Consider the following 19,304-nt stretch of genomic DNA (forward strand, 5'->3'; position numbering starts at 1 on the left):
CCATCAAGATGAGTTGGGACGCTATAAAGGCATAGTAAAGTATTTTAAGCGATGCTACGCATCGCTATTCTTTCCATTAATAATAAATGATTGTTCACTTATTACTTATTATAAAAAAGAGAGGGAAACAACAATGAATGTTACCATCTTTGGAGCTAGCGGGGGCACGGGCTTACAGCTAATTGACCAAGTGATCAACAAGGGACATACCGTAATAGCCTTTTGTACGTGCCGCAGATCGAATCCCGTTTACCCGGCAGGGATTATTAACAGTAGTAGAAGGCAATGTATTTAATGAAGAAGATGTAGGATCAGCTGTTGAGGGACAAGACGCGGTGTTTGTAGCTTTAGGAGCCACAGAAGGAAGTCCTTCAGATCTATGCTTACGTGGGATTCATTCCATTGTAAACTCGATGAGAAGGCATAAAGTAAAAAGACTGGTCGTTCTTACCGGCTTTGGTACCAGCAGAGAAAGCAGGAATCAGCTCAGATTTGGGATGAGAATGATTGTAAAACTGGTTTCTTTAATAACGTTCCGAGAGTTTTACGATAAGGAAAGGCAGGACGATACTGTGCGGAAAAGTGGATTGGACTGGACTATCGTTCAGCCTTCAAGGCTCACCAATGAGCCGGGCAAATGAAGTTATAAGCACGGTGCTTTTACTCCTTCCATGCTAGCTACAATTTCTCGTGGAGACGTGGCTAGATTCATGATCAATTCAGTCGAACATGCTCGTTATATCAAACAATCTACGTTTATTCATGACTGACGGATACAACTTTGCATGTAATAATGACCCAATTACATTTTAAAGGAGGAATAAATCATGAGACCAAACTGGACGCCTGACGATCTCCTAAACTTAAACGGAAAAACCGCTATCGTGACGGGAGGCAATGACGGGGAGGCTATTATACGGCATTAGAGCTAGCGAAGCACGGTGCTAAAGTGATCATTGGAAGCCGTGATCCGAGGAACGGAGAAGAAGCAATCATAAAGATGAAACAAACGTCACCGAATATAGATGTAACAGTGGAGCCATTAAACTTGGCTGATCTGAAGTCAGTTCGAAGCTTTGCCGTCACGATCCACGGGGAAGTGAAAGGAATAGACGGCCTTATAAACAACGCTGGGGTAATGGCAGTTCCCACTCGTGAACTGACGGCCGATATTGAGTATACACAGCAGAACAGCTGTTAAAGATGTATTTTCAATATTAGGTGACGCCTTCGATGGAAAAATTGTTTTGCATTGGTTTTCTGGTACCTTAAATGAATTGGATATTGCAGTAAACAGAGGCTACTACTTTTCAGTTAATCCCTTTCATGTTTAATAGCAAGAATGGAAAAGAGTTAATTAAAAACATGCCATTGGATAAAATATTACTGGAAAGTGATGCTCCCTTCACTCAGAATACCAAGAAATCCTACAGCCTTGAATTCATATCAAGTGTTGAAACAGGACTCTCAAATATAAAAGGATTCAAAGAAAACTCTGTTAATTTAATTCTGAAGAACAACTTTAAATCCTTGCTACAAGTCTAAAATGTTCTACACAAAAGAGTGAGATACCGTTAAATATGTAATAAGAAGTTCCTTTATTTGTAAAGTGGAATATGGAAGACCAAAGACATTGATGCCTAATTAGAGCTTTAGTACAATCAACAGATTTAAACAATGATGTTTTAGCCGTTCCATAAAAAATATGGAAGAGTTAAAAATACAAAAAGAGGCTATTAAAAGAGTATCTAAAGAAACGTTAAGATTAAATTCTTCTTAGAAAGCTGCCATTGGGCAGCTTATTTGTTTTTATTGCACATACTGAATAATTTTGAATAGAATCGTTAATACCACTCACTATTCTTGCGTTTAAGGAGTGAGAACTGTGAGTATTAAGAATATCACCAGTTTTGTTCAATCTTCTCTCTATGAAGAGATGTACTGCTCTAGGGCTAAAGCAAATATCATAAGACAACTGATCAGTGAATATCAGGCTGCACTTGGACTACAACGGATTGAGTGGACTGAACAAAATGTAGTCGGCAAGTTTGTTGCAACTAAACAGTACGACTTAAAAAACCTGCAGTTGTATGAACTGCTAGATAGCCATGGTGTGCTACCTAAAGCTGTCCGAATTAAATGGAGTAGATTAAATGAGTCGGAACAATTCTCACTTCAGGAATGTCGTTTAGCTAGCAAGCCATACTTAAGAATTACACCAAAAGGGACCGATCTATGGCAAAGGGAAGAGGATATCAGTAGCTATAATAATGCCTTGGCGAATTATGACATATTCGGACTATTAGATCAATGGAAGCACCAAAAGTGGATCTATTCTAGATTGTTTGATCGATGGAGTGCTTTACGTAATTCTGCTCTAAAGGAGATGCTTGATACTAAACAATTCACGATATCCCTGTCTGCAGGCAAGTTAAGTGTGGTTAGCCCTGATCCGTGCGTCGATACTAACGCTGCATTTCAAAGTGGAGGAACAGAACTACTACAGCGGTGTGGAAAGATTGATTTGGAGCAAGTGAAGTTATTCGCAGCGAAAGGCTACTTTTCAATGACTCAGATCCAAGAACACCTAAAGGTACTGAATGTGAGAACAAAGTATATTCTTCTAACATTAACAAGTGAACGTAATATGATGGTGGGAATGATTCAACAATCTAACCGTTATTCATGGATGAATCTACGGAGCCAAAAGGGATGGGAAGCTTAAATCTAATATACAATAAAAAGCCGACGTCCAAAGACACCGGCTTTTTGGTTTAGTTATCGAAAAGTTCAGATAAGAGCAGGTTAACCTTTTTGAGATCAGAAGACTTCATTGACCAGAGCTTCTCATTAATCTCGTTTAAAAGCTTTTCCTTGTCATTATTTCCAGCTCTAACATACTTACTGTAATAAAAAAGTTCGTGAACATTAACTTGGAGCGCATCTGCAATCTTTTGAAGGTTTAACAAGGTTATGTTTTTCTCGGCACGCTCAACTCCCCCAATATAGGAGAAGTGGAAGCCGGCCATTTCGCCTAATTCTTCCTGCGAATATCCTTGTTTTTTCCGTAATTCACGGACACGTTGTCCCACTAATCTTAATACAGGTTCGTTCATTGCTACACCTCTAATTTAGTCTAAACAATGCGAAACCCTCGATACATTAATGTATATAGATTATTTTAAAAAAATGATAAGTTTATATATCAATTTAAATGGACATAAATAATAGAGGAGGTGGAGAGGATGAATGAAAAACTCAAAGCAGGTGTTGAAATTGCTACGGTAACGGCAGAAGGAATTTTGTTTGACGGAAGAATGTATACCAATCGAGAAGTGATCAAAAAGAAGTGGTTTGACGCAGCTAGAGATCAAGGGGAGTGGAAAATTCCTATCGTTCATATCAAAGACTATCATGAAGCTATCCTAATCATTTCGTTAAAATATCAGGAGGTAAGTGTCGCTACATGGGTGAGCATAGAAATGAGAAACGTTAAGGATGTGGGTGATTACCACGAACGTTTGACCCAACTAAAGCAGCTTAAGAAGAACATCAGGAAACATATTAACTAAATATAAAAAAGCCTTGCATTGAAGCTAACAAGGCTCGATTTATTATTCATTCATGTAGACTTGACAAAATAAAGTACTTCTCCAGAGATTCAATATTCCTCTCGGCTAGCTGTTGTTTCAAATTGCTGATGCTATTTGTTCCTGCATACTGAAATCCAAAAGAATGTGTAAGCTGGCGAACAGTAACTTCTGAAGCTCCAAATTTTGAAGCGTATTTTTTAACCATAACTTGAATAGTACGCTTTGAAATTCGTTGACCATGTAATTCGCCGTTAGGTTTTGCTAAAAATAAGGCTGGCTCATCAGGATTAGGAGCATATGTGCCAATTCTAACTTTCATGTACTCATACAAATAAGTTTTGGCACTTTCTCCAAACATGATTCGATGTTTCTTTCTTACTTGTGACTGTTGCCTGGTCACCACAACGTAGCCATCTTGGATGCAAATATCATCGAGATCCAGATTGACAATATCACTTACTAAGATTCCAGATTCCAATAGCAAGGTGATGATACTAACATCCCGGTTTCGATTTTGGTTATGAAACCATTGTGCTTGAGGATTATTTAGTTTTGACACGTCTTGTTGAACAAACTTAACGAAATCAGGGATTTCGTTGACACGTAGAATTTTGTCCTGCAATTGATGTGCGACTTCACTATGGTTTTTAGGTCTTTTCATGGTAAAACCAGCAAAAACATTACGTCTTAAAATAGGGTAGCCGTCGTTATCAAATTCTTGATGAAGAAACCCAAACATGGATCGTAAAGATAGAATTTTCCGTGACATAGAGGCATGTTTTAATTTCCTGGAATACGTTAAGTGATTCATATATTGTTTTACATGATCTGCATCTAAATCATTAAATAAAGCTAAAGACAGCTTACTTACTTCAACATGTGGCCATAGTTTTGGTGATGCCCAGCTAAAGAATATACCATAATCTCTTACGTACTCTAAAGCAGAAGAGGGAGAAAGGTTATTGTCTAACTTATTTTTTATAAAAACTTGTACCGGATGAGGCATCTCATCCAATCTGATTAAGACTTGTTCTAAATCTTTGCGTTCTTGTACTTTCATATTACCACGCACCCTTTGGTCCTTTTTCTGGTTGTTTTCCCACTGTGCTTATGTTTTATACATTCACGAGGTAATTTCTTAGGTTGGGTTATCATTTTGAAATTGTATTTTTAAACAGTGTTTCAAGAGGCAAATCCAACGCTTCTAGAAGTAAATAGAGATTATAAGCACTAATTACACGCCCACCTCTTTCAATATTAGCAAGTGAAGATCGAGCAAGGTGAAATTCCTCACACAGCTCCGCTTGTGATTGATTCTTCAGCTTTCGAAGATCACGTAAACAACCTCCAAGCCATTTATAGAACTCTTTTTCAGACATTTTAGACTCCTCCCTATCATTCTATTACTATTTAGTATGTTCATAGAGAGACAACATTTATACATAGATGTGTATAAGAATTTAAATTTTTGTTCATACATTAGAACAAGTAAGAAGGGATGATCATGATGGACAGAGACGGATTCATAAAATATCAGCCAATTAAGATCCCGAGAGGAACAAAATATGGAAATAATTATTGGGTTCCAAGGGGAAATAAGGTAGGAAAACGAACTCTTGAACTCTATAGTGATTTAGAATTCGAGCATTGGCTTACTGTAGAAACAAATCCTGAAGTAATTGGATACTGTGAGCAGCCTTTAGAGATATCATATCTCCGAAATGGGAGGCTGCGTAAATCGATCTTTGATATGTGGATTCTATATCGAGATCATTCTGAATCGTTTGTCGAAGTGAAATATGAAAAGGAATTAACTTCAACAGAGCCGAGGTATGATCGAACTAAACGTCAGATTGAGGCTCAACGAGAGTGGTGTAGAAAAAACAATATAGCTTATGAAGTTCGTACAGAAAAAACAATCAGAAAGGGGAGACACTCCATTGAAAATAGGATCGCAATTACGACCGCAGTACTAAACAGTAGTAAGCCAGTATGTACTTTAGATGTACTACATAGCATTTCTTTGCACAAGAAAACAATCTCAAATATTTTTTGTGAATTACCTCAGTATCCAGAAGATCAGGTGAACCTAGCACTTAAATGGTTGTATTATGAAGGGCAGGTTTGTGCGAACATTGAAGATCAAATCTTTGGAAAGAGTTTGGAGGTTTATAGGTATGAGTAGAGAACGAGTGTATGAACAAAGCGGCTTAGCAATGGAACAAACGAATTTAGAATATTGGCCTACAGTTGATGAAAGCAGTTTAGATGAATCAGAACGTTTTATATACATTAACCGTAAAAAGGCTGTGACAATGTATTTTCAAAGAGTCAGCTTAGAAGAAATCAAACAGGAAACCGGAATAGTGCGTCAAAACGTTAGGAGATTCACTAAACGTTGTATGCAATATGATCAAACAGGTATTGTTTGGGGATTTAGAGCATTGATTCCTCAAAAGAATGTAAAAGAATATCAATTGGATTTATTCACTAAGAAGCAGAACAACGTGCGAAGGACAGGAGAGTTCAATCGTTTCCTGGACAGATATCCTGATATTAGAGAGCTTGTAGAGGACCTTTTTCGCGGAAGAAAGGGACGCTCTATAGAACCAGTCATGAAAGTAAAGTACATTCATAAACGTTTCGTTGATGAATGCCGTAAGAAAGGAATTACACAAGCTGAATATCCCTTTAATACAGAATGGATGGGATACAAAGCCGTACAGCGATATGTAAAACGGATTTCATATGAATATTTTTCTAGATCTGCCGAACGATCTGGGGACGATGCATTACAAAAAGCGAGACACGTTGGAGAAGGGCAACAAAATCAACTTTCAAACTTGTTCCCCTTCCAGAAAGTCCAATTTGACGCCCATAGAATTGATGGTTACTTTGTAGTCGAAATCCCCACTCCTGATGGCGATATTGTAACTAAGGTATTAGAACGCTTCTGGGTCCTAACAATTATTGATGTAGCCACTAGAAATATTTTGGGATACCATATTAGTTTAAATCATGAATATAGTGCAAGTGACTTCATGCAATGCGTACGTAACGCAGTAATGCCACAAAAAAAGATAGAACTCACAATTCCAGGATTGTCCTATCATCCAGTAGGAGGTTTTCCATCAGAGAAGTTTCCGGAAATCGAATGGGCTGTTTGGGATGTTATTTGCTTAGATAATGCTAAAGCTCATTATGCTCGAATGGTAAAAAATCGCCTGGAAAACTTAGTCGGTTGTTTCATGAATTTTGGACCTGTAGCTCTCCCCATGAGAAGAGGGATTATCGAACGTTTTTTTCAGACTTTAGAGGAAAATGGGTTTCATCGTTTACCTAATACTACAGGAAGTGGACCAAAGGATCCAAGAAGAAAAAATCCGGAAGAACAAGCTACTCAACTGAATATCACTTATGATCATTTAAAACAAATTATTGATGTATTAATCTCAAACTACAATGGGACACCTCACGGTGGAATCTACCATCAAACTCCATTAGAACTCCTCGAGAAAAGAATGAAAACCTCGGGGCTAACGCCACGAATTTTAGAGGAAGATAAAAGATCGGAGCTACTCTTTATGCAAACGCTACAAAAACGAACAGTACGTGGATCATTAAAATCAGGTAAGAAACCGTATATTGAATACGAAGGAGTTCCTTATCGAAGTGACAGACTTGCAAATTCAGCTTACTTGATAAATACGGAGCTTACTCTTCATGTGAACGTTGATGATCTTCGGACACTGAAAGCATTTCTACCCGATGGAAGCGAACTTGGATATTTGACAGCAAGTGGACGATGGTCTTTAACTCCACACTCTCTACAAACAAGAAAAGCTATCAACGCCTTAGTAAAGAAAAAATTGATACATCTAACAACTTGGGATGACCCTATCTTTGTTTATACAAACTATATTATGAATCAAAAAAAATCAAAAAAAATGGTTAATAAACAGATCAAGATCATGGAGGAGAGTACGTATAAGCCTGACAACTCACCCAGTGAACAAAAAAAAGCATTGGAAGAAGCTAGTTTACATCATGAAATGCTCGATAAAGTACGCGAAGAGCAAATTTATAAAGAACAACGAAGTGAATTGGAAAATTACGATCGCCTGGCAAAACAATTTAAAACCAAAATGTATTAACAAAGGAGAAGAGCTGCATGAATAAACAATTTGTACCTATTGGGACACACCCTATTGAAGTGGGTCACTATAAACTCCCAACTAAAGAAGTCCTTCGATTAATGGAAAACATAAAAAAAATTGTTATGAACCGATTACCTGGGATGATTGTATATGGGCGCCCACGTTTAGGAAAAACAACAGCACTGAAGTTTGCATTAGAGAATTTACCGAATTATCTGCAGTCCCCAATCCCCATTTTTATAGCCAACAGTAACTCATACAGGTTCCCTAGTGAGGAAAAGTTTTACTCTGACCTTCTGTATGATTTTGAATTTCCGTTTATTGCACGTAGAAAACCTGGTGAGATGAGAAATCAAATTGTTAATTTGCTAAAGGAGAAAGCAGAAACTTCTGGCACAAGAAGAGTCATCGTAATTATGGATGAAGGACAAAATTTAACTGAAGCTCATTATCAATGGTTAATAGACATTTATAATCAACTAGATCGTTCAAGGATCAGTATGTCAGTAATCTGTGTTGGCCAAGAAGAGTTATTGACTAGAAGGACTTTTTTTCTTGGTCAAAGGAAATCACAAATTATCGGACGGTTTATGACACATGAACACCGTTTTTTTGGTATCACATCACTAGGAGATATTAAAAGTGTACTTCGCTGCTACGATTCAGCTGAAATTTCGGAGTACCCCGAAAACAGCAACTGTAGCTTTACGCAATACTTTTTTCCGGAAGGTTATGATAAAGGAAAGCGTCTCGAAAAAGATGCTGATATTATTTACAGACAATTCACTGACCTCCGTAAACAACATGGTGTAACATCAAAGCTTGAAATTCCAATGGAGTACTTTACCTACGCCGTAGAAAACGCTCTAAAAATATACGGGACACACGGGGAAAAACTTGAATGGATTACTTCACAGCAATGGTTGGAGGCCATTAAAATTACTGGTTATATTGAATCTGAGATCTATATGACACTGGCACATAAGGAAGTTAAGGAATGAACATCGTCTGGAGGAAAAGTTGGATCCATGAATACGAATCACCTTGGTCAGTATTTGAAAAATTAGCTTTAGTTAACCTAATAAATCGAAACGAGATTTTACATGTTTACGGAAACCAGCAAGTCAAAAAAATCAAACAACACATTGGTGATACTCATCGTGATCTTTTGCGATTAAAAGGATTTGAACTTGAGAAACTTCATGAAACACTGGATTATAATTTAAAAGAACATAGTGATAACATCATAATGCAGTTGATTGCACCTTTTTACGATTTTTATGGCGTTTGGGATCCTTGGTTTCACGATGATTTACAGTGGTGTTCGAAGTGCATGGAGGGGGGGTTCCATTCTTGGTTACATCAGTTTAAACTCTTCGATACATGTGCATTTCATGAAAATAAGCTTATTGATACCTGTCCAAATTGTATGCAGACAATACCTTTCTTATTGTCTAACAAACAGCTGGAAAGTGCTTTTCAATGTAAGTGTGGACATATACTTGCTACTCTTGGTTTTTCAAATTGGAACGATTGGAAGGAGTCCCCTCAAATAAATCAGTCTATTCTTAGCTGGCTTGAATTTAACATGAATTCAGTAAACGAGCAGCAAACGAAATGGATTGTTCATGAACAACATTGTAATTTAAAATTGTTACTTCAAAATGAGCCTGAAGAAATTAAGTATTTTGATCGAATAGAACCTATTCAACAAGATTATCTTTATTCAAACATGTTTCGAAAAGAACAGCAAAAAATTTGCTCAAATGCCTTTCAAATTGTAGAAGAAAGATTATTACAAGAATTCCTTGGGAACCATCAGGACTGCATCACTCAATTAATAGACTTAAGAAAAGAGGATGACATGTCTGATTTCCCAGCAATTTGCCCCTATGCATATGCTTATGTTTTTTGGAGAAAATCAATATTGATGGAGGAGCGTTTTTATGGATTTAATCCTTTCAAAAATGAATTGATTTCTACTAAAGCTCCTTTATTAATTGAAGAGTATTTAGAGCACTTTACAACACAACTAATAAATTATCAAATAAAGATGCACAATATTATTGATAAAAGAATTATATTCTGGGTTCTTGAGAAATTAGTCACCCAATTCAGTGAAAATTTCTTCGGTGCGTGGTTTGATATAGCAGGAAAGGGATGTGAAGAGATCAGTGTTCCTTCTTGGAAAGAAGTCATTAATATGAGAGATCGAGCGTTTCCGAAAATTGCTCTCAAATGTAGAACTGATGAGCCAGGAACTTACGTTGAGTACCATCATGTTGAAAATACTGAGACGACACTGCTTAACAAATACGAATGCATATATCAAAATGAAAATATTCGACTCAACATTAAAGAAATGAGTTCTTATACACCACAAGCAGTTGCGCTAATGCTCAGAGGCAGCACACCTGATGAGGATAAAAAGATACTCCAAAAATCAATTGAAGCATATGTGAAGAAATTAAATTTTTAAAACCGTTAAATCTTGTGGTATGATGATTTAACGGTTTTTTTGTTGTAAGAGAGGGCAATATAACAACAAAGGAACAATGTTCTTGTCCTTTAAGGAACAATGTTTCTGTCCTCAGACAGCAAAGAAAGAAAGAAATGGAAATGATGATGCTGAACGTCCGTACATTTACACAAAGTTAGGATTTTGTACATATGTCTATAAACTGCGTCAAACTTGATTAGGTTCAATCCCGTATTTATGTTTATGGCACTCGTCAAAGAGATCGTCGTAAAATTGGAGACCTTTTTCGTTTGGCTCAAGTTCATCCCCTTTCGGGAAGATTCTGGACCAAGCTATAGACGTACGAAAAACTTTGAAACCCATTTCGGCAAGGAGTTTAATATCTTCTTTATATCGGTGATAGAAGTCAATCGCAAATAACTTCATATTATCCTCTGTTGGTTCAATCGTCGGAGGTGTCTGAATGCCGTTTGGCATGATATCCTGAATGGAAAGTCCCTTTCCATCTTCTTGATATGCACCTTCTATTTGGTTTGCAGAGACGGAACCTCCCCACAAAAAACCATTAGGAAATTGAAATGTTTGACTCATTTAGTAAGCCTACCTTTCTATAAAACCTTCAGCGGATCTGGATATAAAACGAATCTCGCTTTATCGGTTTTTTATCGTGTATTTGTTTACACAACTTATGTTACATAGATTTTTTCATAAAATACATGTTATTTCGTTTTTAGTACTAGGTATCACAGATTCACATTTGTAACATAAAAGTAACGCAGTGTTTCTATAGATTATTGCGTGCAAGCTCAAGGGTAACTGTAATTCAATTTCGCCATCATAATAAGTAACAACATAAAAAAGCCGCCAAAACTGGTATTATCCCTTTTTAGTAGACATGAGAAAAAAGACATCTGTTAAGATGAACTTAATCATGTAAAACGAAGGGGATTTTTTCATGGCTAAAAAAGGACAAACATTCCGGCGGTACTCTTTGTATTTGAAATTGGAGGCAGTCCGGCTGGTCAACGAAGAACATATGAGTATACGTGAAGTAGCGACACGTTTAGATATTCAAAATAAATCTCAGGTACAAGTGTGGGCAGCAAAAGCAAAACAAGGAATGAGTCTGGAACCTGTTACGTCCAAACGGGGACGCCCTAGAACCAAGTTTTCCAGTATGGAAGAAGAGATGGCGTACTTGCGGGCGGAGATTGAATACTTAAAAAAGCAGTATCCAAATCTACACAAGGAGTGACGAGTAAAGCGGCCAGATTTCAAATCATTGAGGACCTACGAGCACGCCATGGTCTGGCTTGGCTCTTGAAGTTAGCTGCGGTTTCCCGCTCGGGTTATTACAAGTGGAGAAAAAGCTTAGCAGCGGCAAACGAGCGTAGACACAAGGAACATGAACTAGAATCCCATTTGCCTGCCATCCATCGCGTGCATCCCTACTTTGGTTATCTTCGAATGACCGTAGCTTTACGCCGGGAAGGCCTCCGAGTCAACCACAAAAAGGTGTACCGATTAATGAAACAATTAGGCATCTGTTCGGTCATTCGAAAAAAACGTCGATTCTTTGGAAAACAAGCCTCTGTGGTGAACCCGAATCGGCTGGAGCGCCAATTTCGTGCGGATACGCCACGAACGAAGCTGGTTACCGACATTACCTACATTCGTGCTGGAGAACACTTTGTGTATCTTTCTGTTATTTAGGATTTATACAATAACGAAATTGTTGCATGGCATCTTTCTGAACGAAATGACCTTGCTTTGGTTCATGAAACGCTGGATAGACTCCGTCAGCACGTGGATCTGAGTGGCGTAATCCTACACTCGGATCAAGGATTTCAATATACGTCGAAGCCTTTTAACCGAAAACTGAACCAGCTCGGCATGCTAGGTAGTCATTCCAGGCGTGGAAATTGCTTAGATAATGCTTGTATTGAGTCTTTTTTCTCTCATTTAAAGACCGAGAAAATATACTTGAATAAGGCGGCAAACAAAGCAGAGGTTGAGCAGCAAGTGAGTGATTACATACTGTTTTACAACCAAAACCGGTTTCAGAAAAAACTAAACGACCGTTCCCCGGTAGAATATCGGGAAACGGCCGCAGCTTAAATCTTGTCTTTTTTGTACTGTCTACTTGACAGGGTTATGACCATAATAGCGACTTTTAATGGAACAATGTTTTTGTCCCGCGCATGAGATCGACGCTTGCATAACTCGTTATTCCAGAACTATCACTCATACTCTTGCGAAGACCATCAAGTGTATAGGTGAATTGTATCGTTTCTGATCCATCCTGACGGATTTCAACCGATTCAACGTATCATAATCGTATTTCAGTACAACACCTGTCAATGTTGTTTTGAAGTTTGTTGATATTTGATTGGACCTAGCTCTTTGAAGTTACATGTAGATTGCAGTACCATCCACGTCCAGCATCGCTTCACCAATAACTTCAGACAGGGATGGATGCGGATGGATAAGCTGTCCAACCTCCCATGGAGTCGCATCCAGCAATATGGCCAGCGCAGCTTCGCTGATCATATCCGTTACATGCGTACCAATGAGATGAATTCCTAGAATATCATTTGTGGCCTCATCTGCAATGATCTTCGCAAAACCGTCTCGGTTACCGTAAACAAGCGATTTGCCAATGGCTTGAAAAGGAAATTTGCCTGTCTTGACCGAGAAACCGAGCTCCCTTGCCTGCTGTTCTGTGTAACCCACACTCGCCGCCGCTGGTCTTGAGTAGATGGCACGCGAAATATGGTGGTCAGGTGAGACATGCATGGACACATTGGCAATGTGATTGACGGCACGAATGCCTTCATGGCTTGCCGCATGAGCAAGCTGTAGTCCTCCTATGCAATCACCGATTGCATAAATATGCGGTTCACCGGTCTGCAGATTTCCATTCACTTGAATGAAACCATTCTTTGTCTTGATATCCGTATTCTCTATACCGATTCCTTCCACATTGGCAGTACGCCCCACTGAAACGAATATTTGAGAAGCAGCAAGCGTCTCTGTACCCGTCTTGGTATTTACTTCAATTGTAGCTTGTCCATCCTGTATCCCATATGTAGATGGCTCGACGGCTGCACCAGTAATAACTTTCACTCCGCGCTTGGTCAGAAGACGCTGCATCTCAGCAGCGATGTCCCGATCCTCCTGAGGCAGGATTTGATCCGCAGCCTCGACCACTGTTACCTTCACATCAAAATCATTCAGCATAGAAGCCCATTCAATCCCTATAACGCCTCCACCTACAATGATTATCGATTCCGGAAGCTCTTCGAGATTCAGCGCCTCGTCACTGCTAAGGATATACCGGCCGTCCGGCTCGAGTCCCGGTAAAATTCTTGGACTCGAGCCTGTCGCAATAATAAGATGGCTTGGAACCACATTCTCCATCTCTCCATTGTCCAGCTCCACGGCAACAGCACCGCTCTTTGGAGAGAAGATGGATGGGCCGACGACTCTACCTTTCCCCCGCAGCACGGTTATTTTATTTTTGCGCATGAGATACTGAACTCCTTGGTGAAGCTGTTCCACCACAGCCTCCTTGCGTTCCTGCACTTTCGGAAAAACAAGAGTCGCTTCTGCCGTCTCAATACCGTAGCTTGCGCTATCTTTGATCTCTGCATAAACTTCAGCACTCCGCAAGAGTGATTTACTCGGAATGCAGCCCTTATGAAGGCATGTTCCACCTAACTTGTCCTTCTCGATAAGGACCACCTCTTTACCGAGCTGTGCAGCGCGTATCGCGGCTACATATCCGCCCGTTCCCCCACCTAATATAGCGACATCGCAATGAATTGCCATGATTATTAAATCCTCCAATCCTAACGTAAACTAAGTATTATTGTACTCTTCTACTTATTGAATAACAAAAAATCCGCTTCCGATAGACAGTAAATAGAAAAAAAGGAACAATATAGAATATACATGCGTATGAAATGGGATATCTTCTTATGCGTCTAATTCTTTCCCGGTTTATCGCCATTATCATTCTTGTCATTCCTGGTCTTGGGGCCAATGAAAGGCTTCCGATGATGAAAAACCCATTTGCACATTTCTTCAAGAATCGGCATAAGAGTTTTCCCCTTGGAGTTAGAGAATATTCGTCTTTTAGTGTTGTATGTGAGTACTCCACCCGTTTAATAATTCAACTTTCCTCCAACTCTTTCAATTTGAGAACTGAGCACCTTATAAGTGATTCCTAAAATACTCCCACCGACATTGCTACTCTCTATTGGACCCGGTGTTGGAGAGAGGGCAGGTACTACAATCAAGGATACACTTACTAATATTCGTGAGGTTGGTGAGTTTGTCATTAATATGGTATCTGAATTTTTGGGAGAAGCAACGCATCGTTCATCAGCCAATCTCGAACCACATAGGAATGAGTTCGAGAATGCGGGTGCCACACCTAAAGCCTGCAAAAAAGTTGATGTCTGCCTGCAGTGCTTGAAGCACCAATCGCGTTTGAACTAAAGCTAGATCGAATTATTCCTGTCGGTGAAGATCATCTGATTCTTGGAATAGTAGAACACGTACCGTTGGATCCTGCGATATATGTAGGAGATTTTAGAATAGACATTAAAAAATGGAATCCTTTAGCGAGCATATCTGGTGACTTTTCTGGGCTTACACCTACATTTTCAATCGACTCAGAGAATAGTAAAATCAAAGATCTGATATCGACATGAACTTAAAATAAATAACATATTCTTTGGATGATTTCGATGAAAGTAAGTAACATTCCCTTTTTTATAAAAGTAGATAATGAGTTTCTACTGTTTTTGCTCAAAAATAGTTAGATTTGAATCGAATTTAAACGGCTCCCTTTCAGCTCACCGTTAAGATATCCTGCCCGTTGCTTAAAGAACAAGCTGTAAACTTCAATTAGATATTTATCTAATCGGTAATAGGAACATGTTCTTGTCTCTCGACACCTCTTAAATCACACCACCATAAGCAAGCAGACACATTGAGACGACTTGATTAAAAAAGAACGGTAAAAAAAGCAGCAGTCTAGATCCTAATCAAGTTCTAGTCTGCCGCTCTGCTATTTGAAACGATTAAAGTTTTAAATCAAGAATTAACTATTTCTCTATTTAGATTAACAATTTCTTAGTGTGAACATTCGTAATTAGCCACGAACAACTTCTCCATCATTTTATCACGTAGGAACGCCGCCTTTAATTATTTACATATTTTTTAATGCTTCAGTTAGTTCGCTTTTTGTTAGTTCTGTGCAGTATGCAAGAGTTCCCGGCTGTTGTCTCCACGAATCAAGCATCTCATTTGTAACTCAGTAAAGATGGAAGGTAAAATCCATCTTACTCTTATTGGGAACTCGGATTCTGCAACTTAACCGGTACGTTGAAATCATCGACGTTAATGTGTCTAAAACCACCTGTGGATTGATCAACTACCTTAATATATAATTCTTCACCGATGTATTCCGAAGCATCCCAGATTTTCCTTTGATACTCTTCATAAGAAGTGATATCCACCTGGGATTCTTTGCGATGGTTGAAATAAATCGTGTCCCAAAAAAACTTGGTATCCGTTACATGGACATCTTGGAAAGCATCTCCCTCCGTGATCCAGCCCGTTAAAGCATCCAGGAGAAGCTGTAACTGCTTAAATGTCCTGGATTCCAGTTGTTCAGACACGCTCACTTCCAAAACCCCGTGATACATTCTATGGTTCAGATGAACCCCTAACAACGCTTATTGAGTTATACGTTCCAATCGTTACAGCTGATACTCTAGCACAAACAATATCCTTGCAAATTCCCCGTAACGTATTTGATTCATATTCTGTATGGAAAATGCTTCTTTCCTGTAAAATCGGAACAACTATATCTACGAAATCTTTTAAACCTGATGGATATTCCTGTTGTTTCAATAACATATCCATCGAACCTGCTTCATACCATTCCTGAACTTGATCGGCTATTTTCTCGGCTGAACCAAAAATAACGGCGCACTAATTAAATCTGCTGCGGATCGTCCTTCTAAAGCAACCCGTGCGTAGCGAATGTTCGCCTCAATATTCGCGTAGTTGCCCGGGTCGAGTTGCGGGGCGCACCAGGCGTAATTCAGCACTCCATACCGAGGATGATCTTCTTGTCTGTCAACGGGTTGCTCCTGTCGAGCCGGTTGCGATGCGGGGGTCGAGTCCGTACTGCGCCGGCAGTCCCAAATGATTGCGGAGGGTCTTTCCCTCGTAACCGTCGTGAAAGAGTCCGCGTTCGCGCAAAATGGGAACGACGTGATCGACGAAGTTACCGAGTTCGGTGTGAAAATCGTCGAAATTGAGCATAAAACCGTCCGCCGCCTCGGCTTGGAACCACTCTTGAAGGTGGTCGGCGACCTGCTCGGCGGTGCCGACCACGGACGGATAAGGATCGAAAACGGCGTGAGCGAGGATGTCACGGGGCGACCATCCCGCTCTCGCCAACTCAACTGCGCGTACGGATCGTGCGTCTTGAGGGTGCGCCCGGACAGAGACGAGCTGCGCCGCGGTGAGAGGCTTATCAGGCAAGATCATTTCATGGCCCAGGCCGAGATAGGCGCTCAGGCGCGATAGCTGCCCGTGGATGCCTATTTGGTCATCGAGCACGCGACGTGCGTTCAGGGCTTCGCGTTCAGTGTCGCCGACGGTGAAGCCGGCGAACACAATGAATCTGATTTCATCGGGGTTCCGGCCAGCCTCTGCTGCGGCCTGTAGCACGATGTTGCGTTGGGCCCGGCCCTCCGCAATGCTGGACGGCATTGCGATGACGACGTCGGCGTACATGGCGGCCGCTTGCAAGCCGTAGCCGCTACTGGCCGGCATGATGATGACCGGTTGACCCTGCTCGGACGGCGGAACGGGAAGGGGGCCGCGTGCTCCGACGTGATTGCCTTGCAGGTTAACCGGACGGACGTGGGCTGGGTCAGCGAACATGCCGGCTTGATCGGGCTGGCCCGCCTCGTATTCCCAGCTTCCCCAGAGCGCTTGGACAATCTGTATCACTTCGTGGAGACGATCGTACTTATTCTCCCGGGGCGGTGGTAATTTGCCAAAGTTCGCGAAAGCATCAGGTTCGAAACTTGGCACCGCGTTCCAGGCGACCCGGCCGCGGCTGATGACGTCGAGTGCCTTGAGCTGGCGGGCCATCAGGTACGGCTCGGTGAAGGAAGTGGAGGCCGTGGCGGCCAGTCCGATCCGTTCGGTCGCCTGGGACACCGCCGCCAGGGTTACGATCGGGTCCATATTGAATAGGGGGTTTGATACGGCCAGGTCCCCGTGCAGGAACAGGCGGTCAGCGATAAAGACGAACTGCAGTCCCCCTCGTTCCGCTGTCCGTGCATGTTCCACCGCGACATCGATGTTCGTATAGGACCCCGGGTCCACGTGCGGCATCCGCCATGCGGCGGGGTGCGCACCAAAGTTGTTCGTTAGGGCTACTCCCAGGATCATGTGCTTGTTTTTCATTTCCGGCGTACCTGCGCCTGTTTCTGATTTTTTTCCATTATTCATGGATAAACCTTCTTTCTAGCTAGAATTATGAAGAGCATGCTGCAGTTTCAGTAAAACAGTCATTCTATATAATGAAATGAATAAGGTTCCTATCGCATATTGCCATTCAATACGTACCAGCGATCACCTCTGTTATAAAGGTTCCCCTTTTTTCTCAGAGTCCTTAATTGCTTAAAAATAGAAGCTTGCCAATTCATTTCTTCCGTCACGGTCAAATCTTTCGTTTTGGAGCGCAAACATGAAACTACCCTTTTTGCACTCATTCCCGGTTGTTCTTTTATACAAGCGAGGATAATGTCCTCCACTTCCATGGTCACATCGCTCCTCCGTTTAATCCAAGTATCATTGAGTCACTTTTGTTTCTCACTCAGATCGAATATCTGTTTTGAGGATAAGGTAAACCTAAATTTCCGCGCAGCGTATTGGATTCGTATTCTTTGCGGAAAATCCCTTTGTCCTGCAAAATCGGAACTACTAAATCGATAAAGTCATCGAATCCGGAAGGATGCTCCTGAGCAATCAGCAGCAGGTCCAATGCTCCCGCCTTATACCATTGCTCAATTTGATCGGCTACTTTTTCGGCAGATCCAAAAAAATTCGGTTTTGGAATGCGATAGATTGGCATTAGCCACTGCAATTCCCGAAACTTCTCTTCCGCTTCTTTTTCTGTTCTTCCCACGATCGGACTTTGTGCAATTGTGATCAGGAAGTCATCAAACGAACGGCCTTCCATTTCCACATGTCTTTTAAGCTCCTGACTCCAGGCTTTGGCATCTTCGATATGATCCGCTCGAAGAAAAGCCCCATCGGCATGCTTTGAGACAAGTTTTATAAAATCCGACGAACTTCCGGCTTCTAAAATGACCGGTCTTCCTTGCTGAGAACGGCTGATATTTAACGGCCCATCGACGGAAAAATACTTACCTCTGTAGTTTAACGGATGCATTTTTTCAGGATTTAAAAAGATGCCTTTTTGTTTGTCCCGTATAAAAGCATCATCCTCGTAGGAATCCCAAAGCCCTTTGACAACCTCTAAAAATTCTTTTTTCATCGGATACAAGTCCGCTTTCGAAAGATGGGTACGGCTATAATTCGCCAAGCCTCCCGGATTTGAAGTGATGGCATTCCATCCCGCTCGGCCACTGCTGATTTTATCCAAAGAAGCCAACTGGCGGGCAACCGTGAACGGATCCGCGTAGGAAGTGGCAATGGTGGCAATTAGTCCGATTGAATGAGTCACCATGCTTAAGGCGGACAGAATGCTGATCCCTTCGAACATACTGAGGTAATGCGGGATCATCCCCGGTCCAATATGGCTGACGTCTGCTAAAAAGATGGTGTCAAATTTCCCTTCTTCCAGTCTTTTTGCTTTTTGTACATAATACTCAATACTCTCACTCGCGTTAGCTGGCATTTTAGGATGACGCCACCCCATGTAGTTAAAGCCTACCCCATCTATATTTCCGCCAATTTTAAGTTGTTTTCTCTCTTTCATTCATTTACCCTTCTTTCATTCTAGTCAGGTTAGCT

19 protein-coding genes and 3 pseudogenes are annotated in these 19,304 nt (G+C 40.8%); 12 read left to right on the top strand and 10 right to left on the bottom strand.

Annotated elements, in window-relative coordinates; all coding sequences use genetic code 11:
* Positions 1-233: 233 nt before the first annotated feature.
* The 5 genes and pseudogenes from MHB82_RS32160 to MHB82_RS31620 form a co-directional block, all read left to right on the top strand.
* A pseudogene (locus MHB82_RS32160) lies at positions 234-641 on the top strand (NAD(P)-dependent oxidoreductase); the annotation flags it as partial.
* A 308-nt stretch (positions 642-949) separates the two neighbouring features.
* Positions 950-1,201, top strand: coding sequence for a hypothetical protein (locus tag MHB82_RS31615; RefSeq protein WP_341177051.1), 252 nt, complete (start codon positions 950-952; stop codon positions 1,199-1,201).
* Positions 1,173-1,334, top strand: coding sequence for a TatD family hydrolase (locus MHB82_RS32165; protein WP_445671285.1), 162 nt, complete (start codon positions 1,173-1,175; stop codon positions 1,332-1,334). The genes MHB82_RS31615 and MHB82_RS32165 overlap by 29 nt, the downstream gene beginning before the upstream one ends.
* Positions 1,327-1,545 carry a TatD family hydrolase gene (locus tag MHB82_RS32170; protein ID WP_445671286.1) on the top strand — a complete coding sequence of 73 codons (219 nt, stop codon included), beginning with the start codon at positions 1,327-1,329 and terminating at the stop codon, positions 1,543-1,545. The genes MHB82_RS32165 and MHB82_RS32170 overlap by 8 nt, the downstream gene beginning before the upstream one ends.
* Positions 1,546-1,885: 340 nt before the next feature.
* Positions 1,886-2,725, top strand: a complete 840-nt coding sequence (locus tag MHB82_RS31620; RefSeq protein WP_341177052.1) for a hypothetical protein — start codon at positions 1,886-1,888, stop codon at positions 2,723-2,725.
* Between the two features lie 49 nt (positions 2,726-2,774).
* Here the strand turns inward: MHB82_RS31620 and MHB82_RS31625 are convergent, their stop codons facing one another.
* Complete coding sequence (locus MHB82_RS31625) at positions 2,775-3,116, bottom strand: helix-turn-helix domain-containing protein (RefSeq protein WP_341177053.1); 342 nt, start codon at positions 3,114-3,116, stop codon at positions 2,775-2,777.
* A 129-nt stretch (positions 3,117-3,245) separates the two neighbouring features.
* On the opposite strand from MHB82_RS31625, the gene MHB82_RS31630 reads away from it, so the two are divergent.
* Positions 3,246-3,572 (top strand): hypothetical protein, encoded by a 327-nt coding sequence (locus MHB82_RS31630; protein WP_341177054.1) that lies wholly within the window; start codon positions 3,246-3,248, stop codon positions 3,570-3,572.
* A 46-nt stretch (positions 3,573-3,618) separates the two neighbouring features.
* Here the strand turns inward: MHB82_RS31630 and MHB82_RS31635 are convergent, their stop codons facing one another.
* Together MHB82_RS31635 and MHB82_RS31640 are read right to left on the bottom strand one after the other, a co-directional pair.
* On the bottom strand, positions 3,619-4,653 hold the full coding sequence (locus MHB82_RS31635; RefSeq protein WP_341177055.1) for a tyrosine-type recombinase/integrase: 1,035 nt from the start codon (positions 4,651-4,653) through the stop codon (positions 3,619-3,621).
* Between the two features lie 91 nt (positions 4,654-4,744).
* Positions 4,745-4,972, bottom strand: coding sequence for a helix-turn-helix domain-containing protein (locus tag MHB82_RS31640; RefSeq protein ID WP_341177056.1), 228 nt, complete (start codon positions 4,970-4,972; stop codon positions 4,745-4,747).
* A gap of 125 nt (positions 4,973-5,097) precedes the next feature.
* Between MHB82_RS31640 and MHB82_RS31645 the strand changes: the two genes are divergently transcribed.
* The 4 genes from MHB82_RS31645 to MHB82_RS31660 are packed head-to-tail and all read left to right on the top strand — an operon-like array spanning position 5,098 to position 10,229.
* Positions 5,098-5,778 (top strand): Tn7 transposase TnsA N-terminal domain-containing protein, encoded by a 681-nt coding sequence (locus MHB82_RS31645; protein WP_341177057.1) that lies wholly within the window; start codon positions 5,098-5,100, stop codon positions 5,776-5,778.
* Positions 5,771-7,747: a hypothetical protein gene (locus MHB82_RS31650; protein WP_341177058.1), complete on the top strand. Its 1,977-nt coding sequence runs from the start codon at positions 5,771-5,773 to the stop codon at positions 7,745-7,747. The genes MHB82_RS31645 and MHB82_RS31650 overlap by 8 nt, the downstream gene beginning before the upstream one ends.
* Before the next feature lie 17 nt (positions 7,748-7,764).
* On the top strand, positions 7,765-8,751 hold the full coding sequence (locus MHB82_RS31655) for an ATP-binding protein (RefSeq protein WP_341177059.1): 987 nt from the start codon (positions 7,765-7,767) through the stop codon (positions 8,749-8,751).
* Positions 8,748-10,229 (top strand): hypothetical protein, encoded by a 1,482-nt coding sequence (locus tag MHB82_RS31660; protein WP_341177060.1) that lies wholly within the window; start codon positions 8,748-8,750, stop codon positions 10,227-10,229. The genes MHB82_RS31655 and MHB82_RS31660 overlap by 4 nt, the downstream gene beginning before the upstream one ends.
* 219 nt (positions 10,230-10,448) lie before the next feature.
* On the opposite strand, the pseudogene MHB82_RS31665 reads toward MHB82_RS31660, so the two are convergent.
* Positions 10,449-10,820 (bottom strand): annotated as a pseudogene (locus MHB82_RS31665) (family 1 glycosylhydrolase); the annotation flags it as partial.
* A gap of 364 nt (positions 10,821-11,184) precedes the next feature.
* Here MHB82_RS31665 and MHB82_RS31670 point away from each other — a divergent pair.
* A pseudogene (locus tag MHB82_RS31670) lies at positions 11,185-12,347 on the top strand (IS3 family transposase).
* A 291-nt stretch (positions 12,348-12,638) separates the two neighbouring features.
* On the opposite strand, the gene lpdA reads toward MHB82_RS31670, so the two are convergent.
* Complete coding sequence (lpdA, locus tag MHB82_RS31680; protein WP_341177061.1) at positions 12,639-14,060, bottom strand: dihydrolipoyl dehydrogenase; 1,422 nt, start codon at positions 14,058-14,060, stop codon at positions 12,639-12,641.
* Positions 14,061-14,701: 641 nt separating this feature from the next.
* On the opposite strand from lpdA, the gene MHB82_RS31685 reads away from it, so the two are divergent.
* On the top strand, positions 14,702-14,947 hold the full coding sequence (locus MHB82_RS31685; protein WP_341177062.1) for a hypothetical protein: 246 nt from the start codon (positions 14,702-14,704) through the stop codon (positions 14,945-14,947).
* Positions 14,948-15,586: 639 nt separating this feature from the next.
* Here MHB82_RS31685 and MHB82_RS31690 read toward each other — a convergent pair.
* The 5 genes from MHB82_RS31690 to MHB82_RS31710 all read right to left on the bottom strand — a co-directional run bounded on the left by MHB82_RS31690 (position 15,587) and on the right by MHB82_RS31710 (position 19,269).
* On the bottom strand, positions 15,587-15,919 hold the full coding sequence (locus tag MHB82_RS31690) for a hypothetical protein (protein ID WP_341177063.1): 333 nt from the start codon (positions 15,917-15,919) through the stop codon (positions 15,587-15,589).
* Between the two features lie 28 nt (positions 15,920-15,947).
* Positions 15,948-16,166, bottom strand: coding sequence for a hypothetical protein (locus MHB82_RS31695; RefSeq protein WP_341177064.1), 219 nt, complete (start codon positions 16,164-16,166; stop codon positions 15,948-15,950).
* Positions 16,167-16,382: 216 nt separating this feature from the next.
* Positions 16,383-17,774 carry an NtaA/DmoA family FMN-dependent monooxygenase gene (locus MHB82_RS31700; RefSeq protein WP_341177065.1) on the bottom strand — a complete coding sequence of 464 codons (1,392 nt, stop codon included), beginning with the start codon at positions 17,772-17,774 and terminating at the stop codon, positions 16,383-16,385.
* 89 nt (positions 17,775-17,863) lie between these two features.
* Positions 17,864-18,085 (bottom strand): hypothetical protein, encoded by a 222-nt coding sequence (locus MHB82_RS31705; protein ID WP_341177066.1) that lies wholly within the window; start codon positions 18,083-18,085, stop codon positions 17,864-17,866.
* Positions 18,086-18,141: 56 nt separating this feature from the next.
* The gene (locus MHB82_RS31710) at positions 18,142-19,269 is read right to left on the bottom strand and encodes an NtaA/DmoA family FMN-dependent monooxygenase (protein WP_341177067.1); all 1,128 of its coding nucleotides are present in this window, start codon (positions 19,267-19,269) and stop codon (positions 18,142-18,144) included.
* Between the last annotated feature and the right edge of the window lie 35 nt (positions 19,270-19,304).

Source organism: Paenibacillus sp. FSL K6-2862 (genome assembly GCF_038005125.1).
Lineage (GTDB): Bacteria > Bacillota > Bacilli > Paenibacillales > Paenibacillaceae > Paenibacillus > Paenibacillus illinoisensis_A.

Coding starts and splice junctions, on each gene's coding strand:
- MHB82_RS31645 (WP_341177057.1), top strand. CDS start 5,098: ATGATGGACAGAGACGGATTCATAAAATATCAGCCAATTAAGATCCCG.
- MHB82_RS31635 (WP_341177055.1), bottom strand. CDS start 4,653: ATGAAAGTACAAGAACGCAAAGATTTAGAACAAGTCTTAATCAGATTG.
- MHB82_RS31655 (WP_341177059.1), top strand. CDS start 7,765: ATGAATAAACAATTTGTACCTATTGGGACACACCCTATTGAAGTGGGT.
- MHB82_RS31625 (WP_341177053.1), bottom strand. CDS start 3,116: ATGAACGAACCTGTATTAAGATTAGTGGGACAACGTGTCCGTGAATTA.
- MHB82_RS31660 (WP_341177060.1), top strand. CDS start 8,748: ATGAACATCGTCTGGAGGAAAAGTTGGATCCATGAATACGAATCACCT.
- MHB82_RS31695 (WP_341177064.1), bottom strand. CDS start 16,166: ATGGATATGTTATTGAAACAACAGGAATATCCATCAGGTTTAAAAGAT.
- MHB82_RS31710 (WP_341177067.1), bottom strand. CDS start 19,269: ATGAAAGAGAGAAAACAACTTAAAATTGGCGGAAATATAGATGGGGTA.
- MHB82_RS31640 (WP_341177056.1), bottom strand. CDS start 4,972: ATGTCTGAAAAAGAGTTCTATAAATGGCTTGGAGGTTGTTTACGTGAT.
- MHB82_RS31650 (WP_341177058.1), top strand. CDS start 5,771: ATGAGTAGAGAACGAGTGTATGAACAAAGCGGCTTAGCAATGGAACAA.
- lpdA (WP_341177061.1), bottom strand. CDS start 14,060: ATGGCAATTCATTGCGATGTCGCTATATTAGGTGGGGGAACGGGCGGA.
- MHB82_RS31630 (WP_341177054.1), top strand. CDS start 3,246: ATGAATGAAAAACTCAAAGCAGGTGTTGAAATTGCTACGGTAACGGCA.
- MHB82_RS32170 (WP_445671286.1), top strand. CDS start 1,327: ATGTTTAATAGCAAGAATGGAAAAGAGTTAATTAAAAACATGCCATTG.
- MHB82_RS31705 (WP_341177066.1), bottom strand. CDS start 18,085: ATGGAAGTGGAGGACATTATCCTCGCTTGTATAAAAGAACAACCGGGA.
- MHB82_RS31700 (WP_341177065.1), bottom strand. CDS start 17,774: ATGAATAATGGAAAAAAATCAGAAACAGGCGCAGGTACGCCGGAAATG.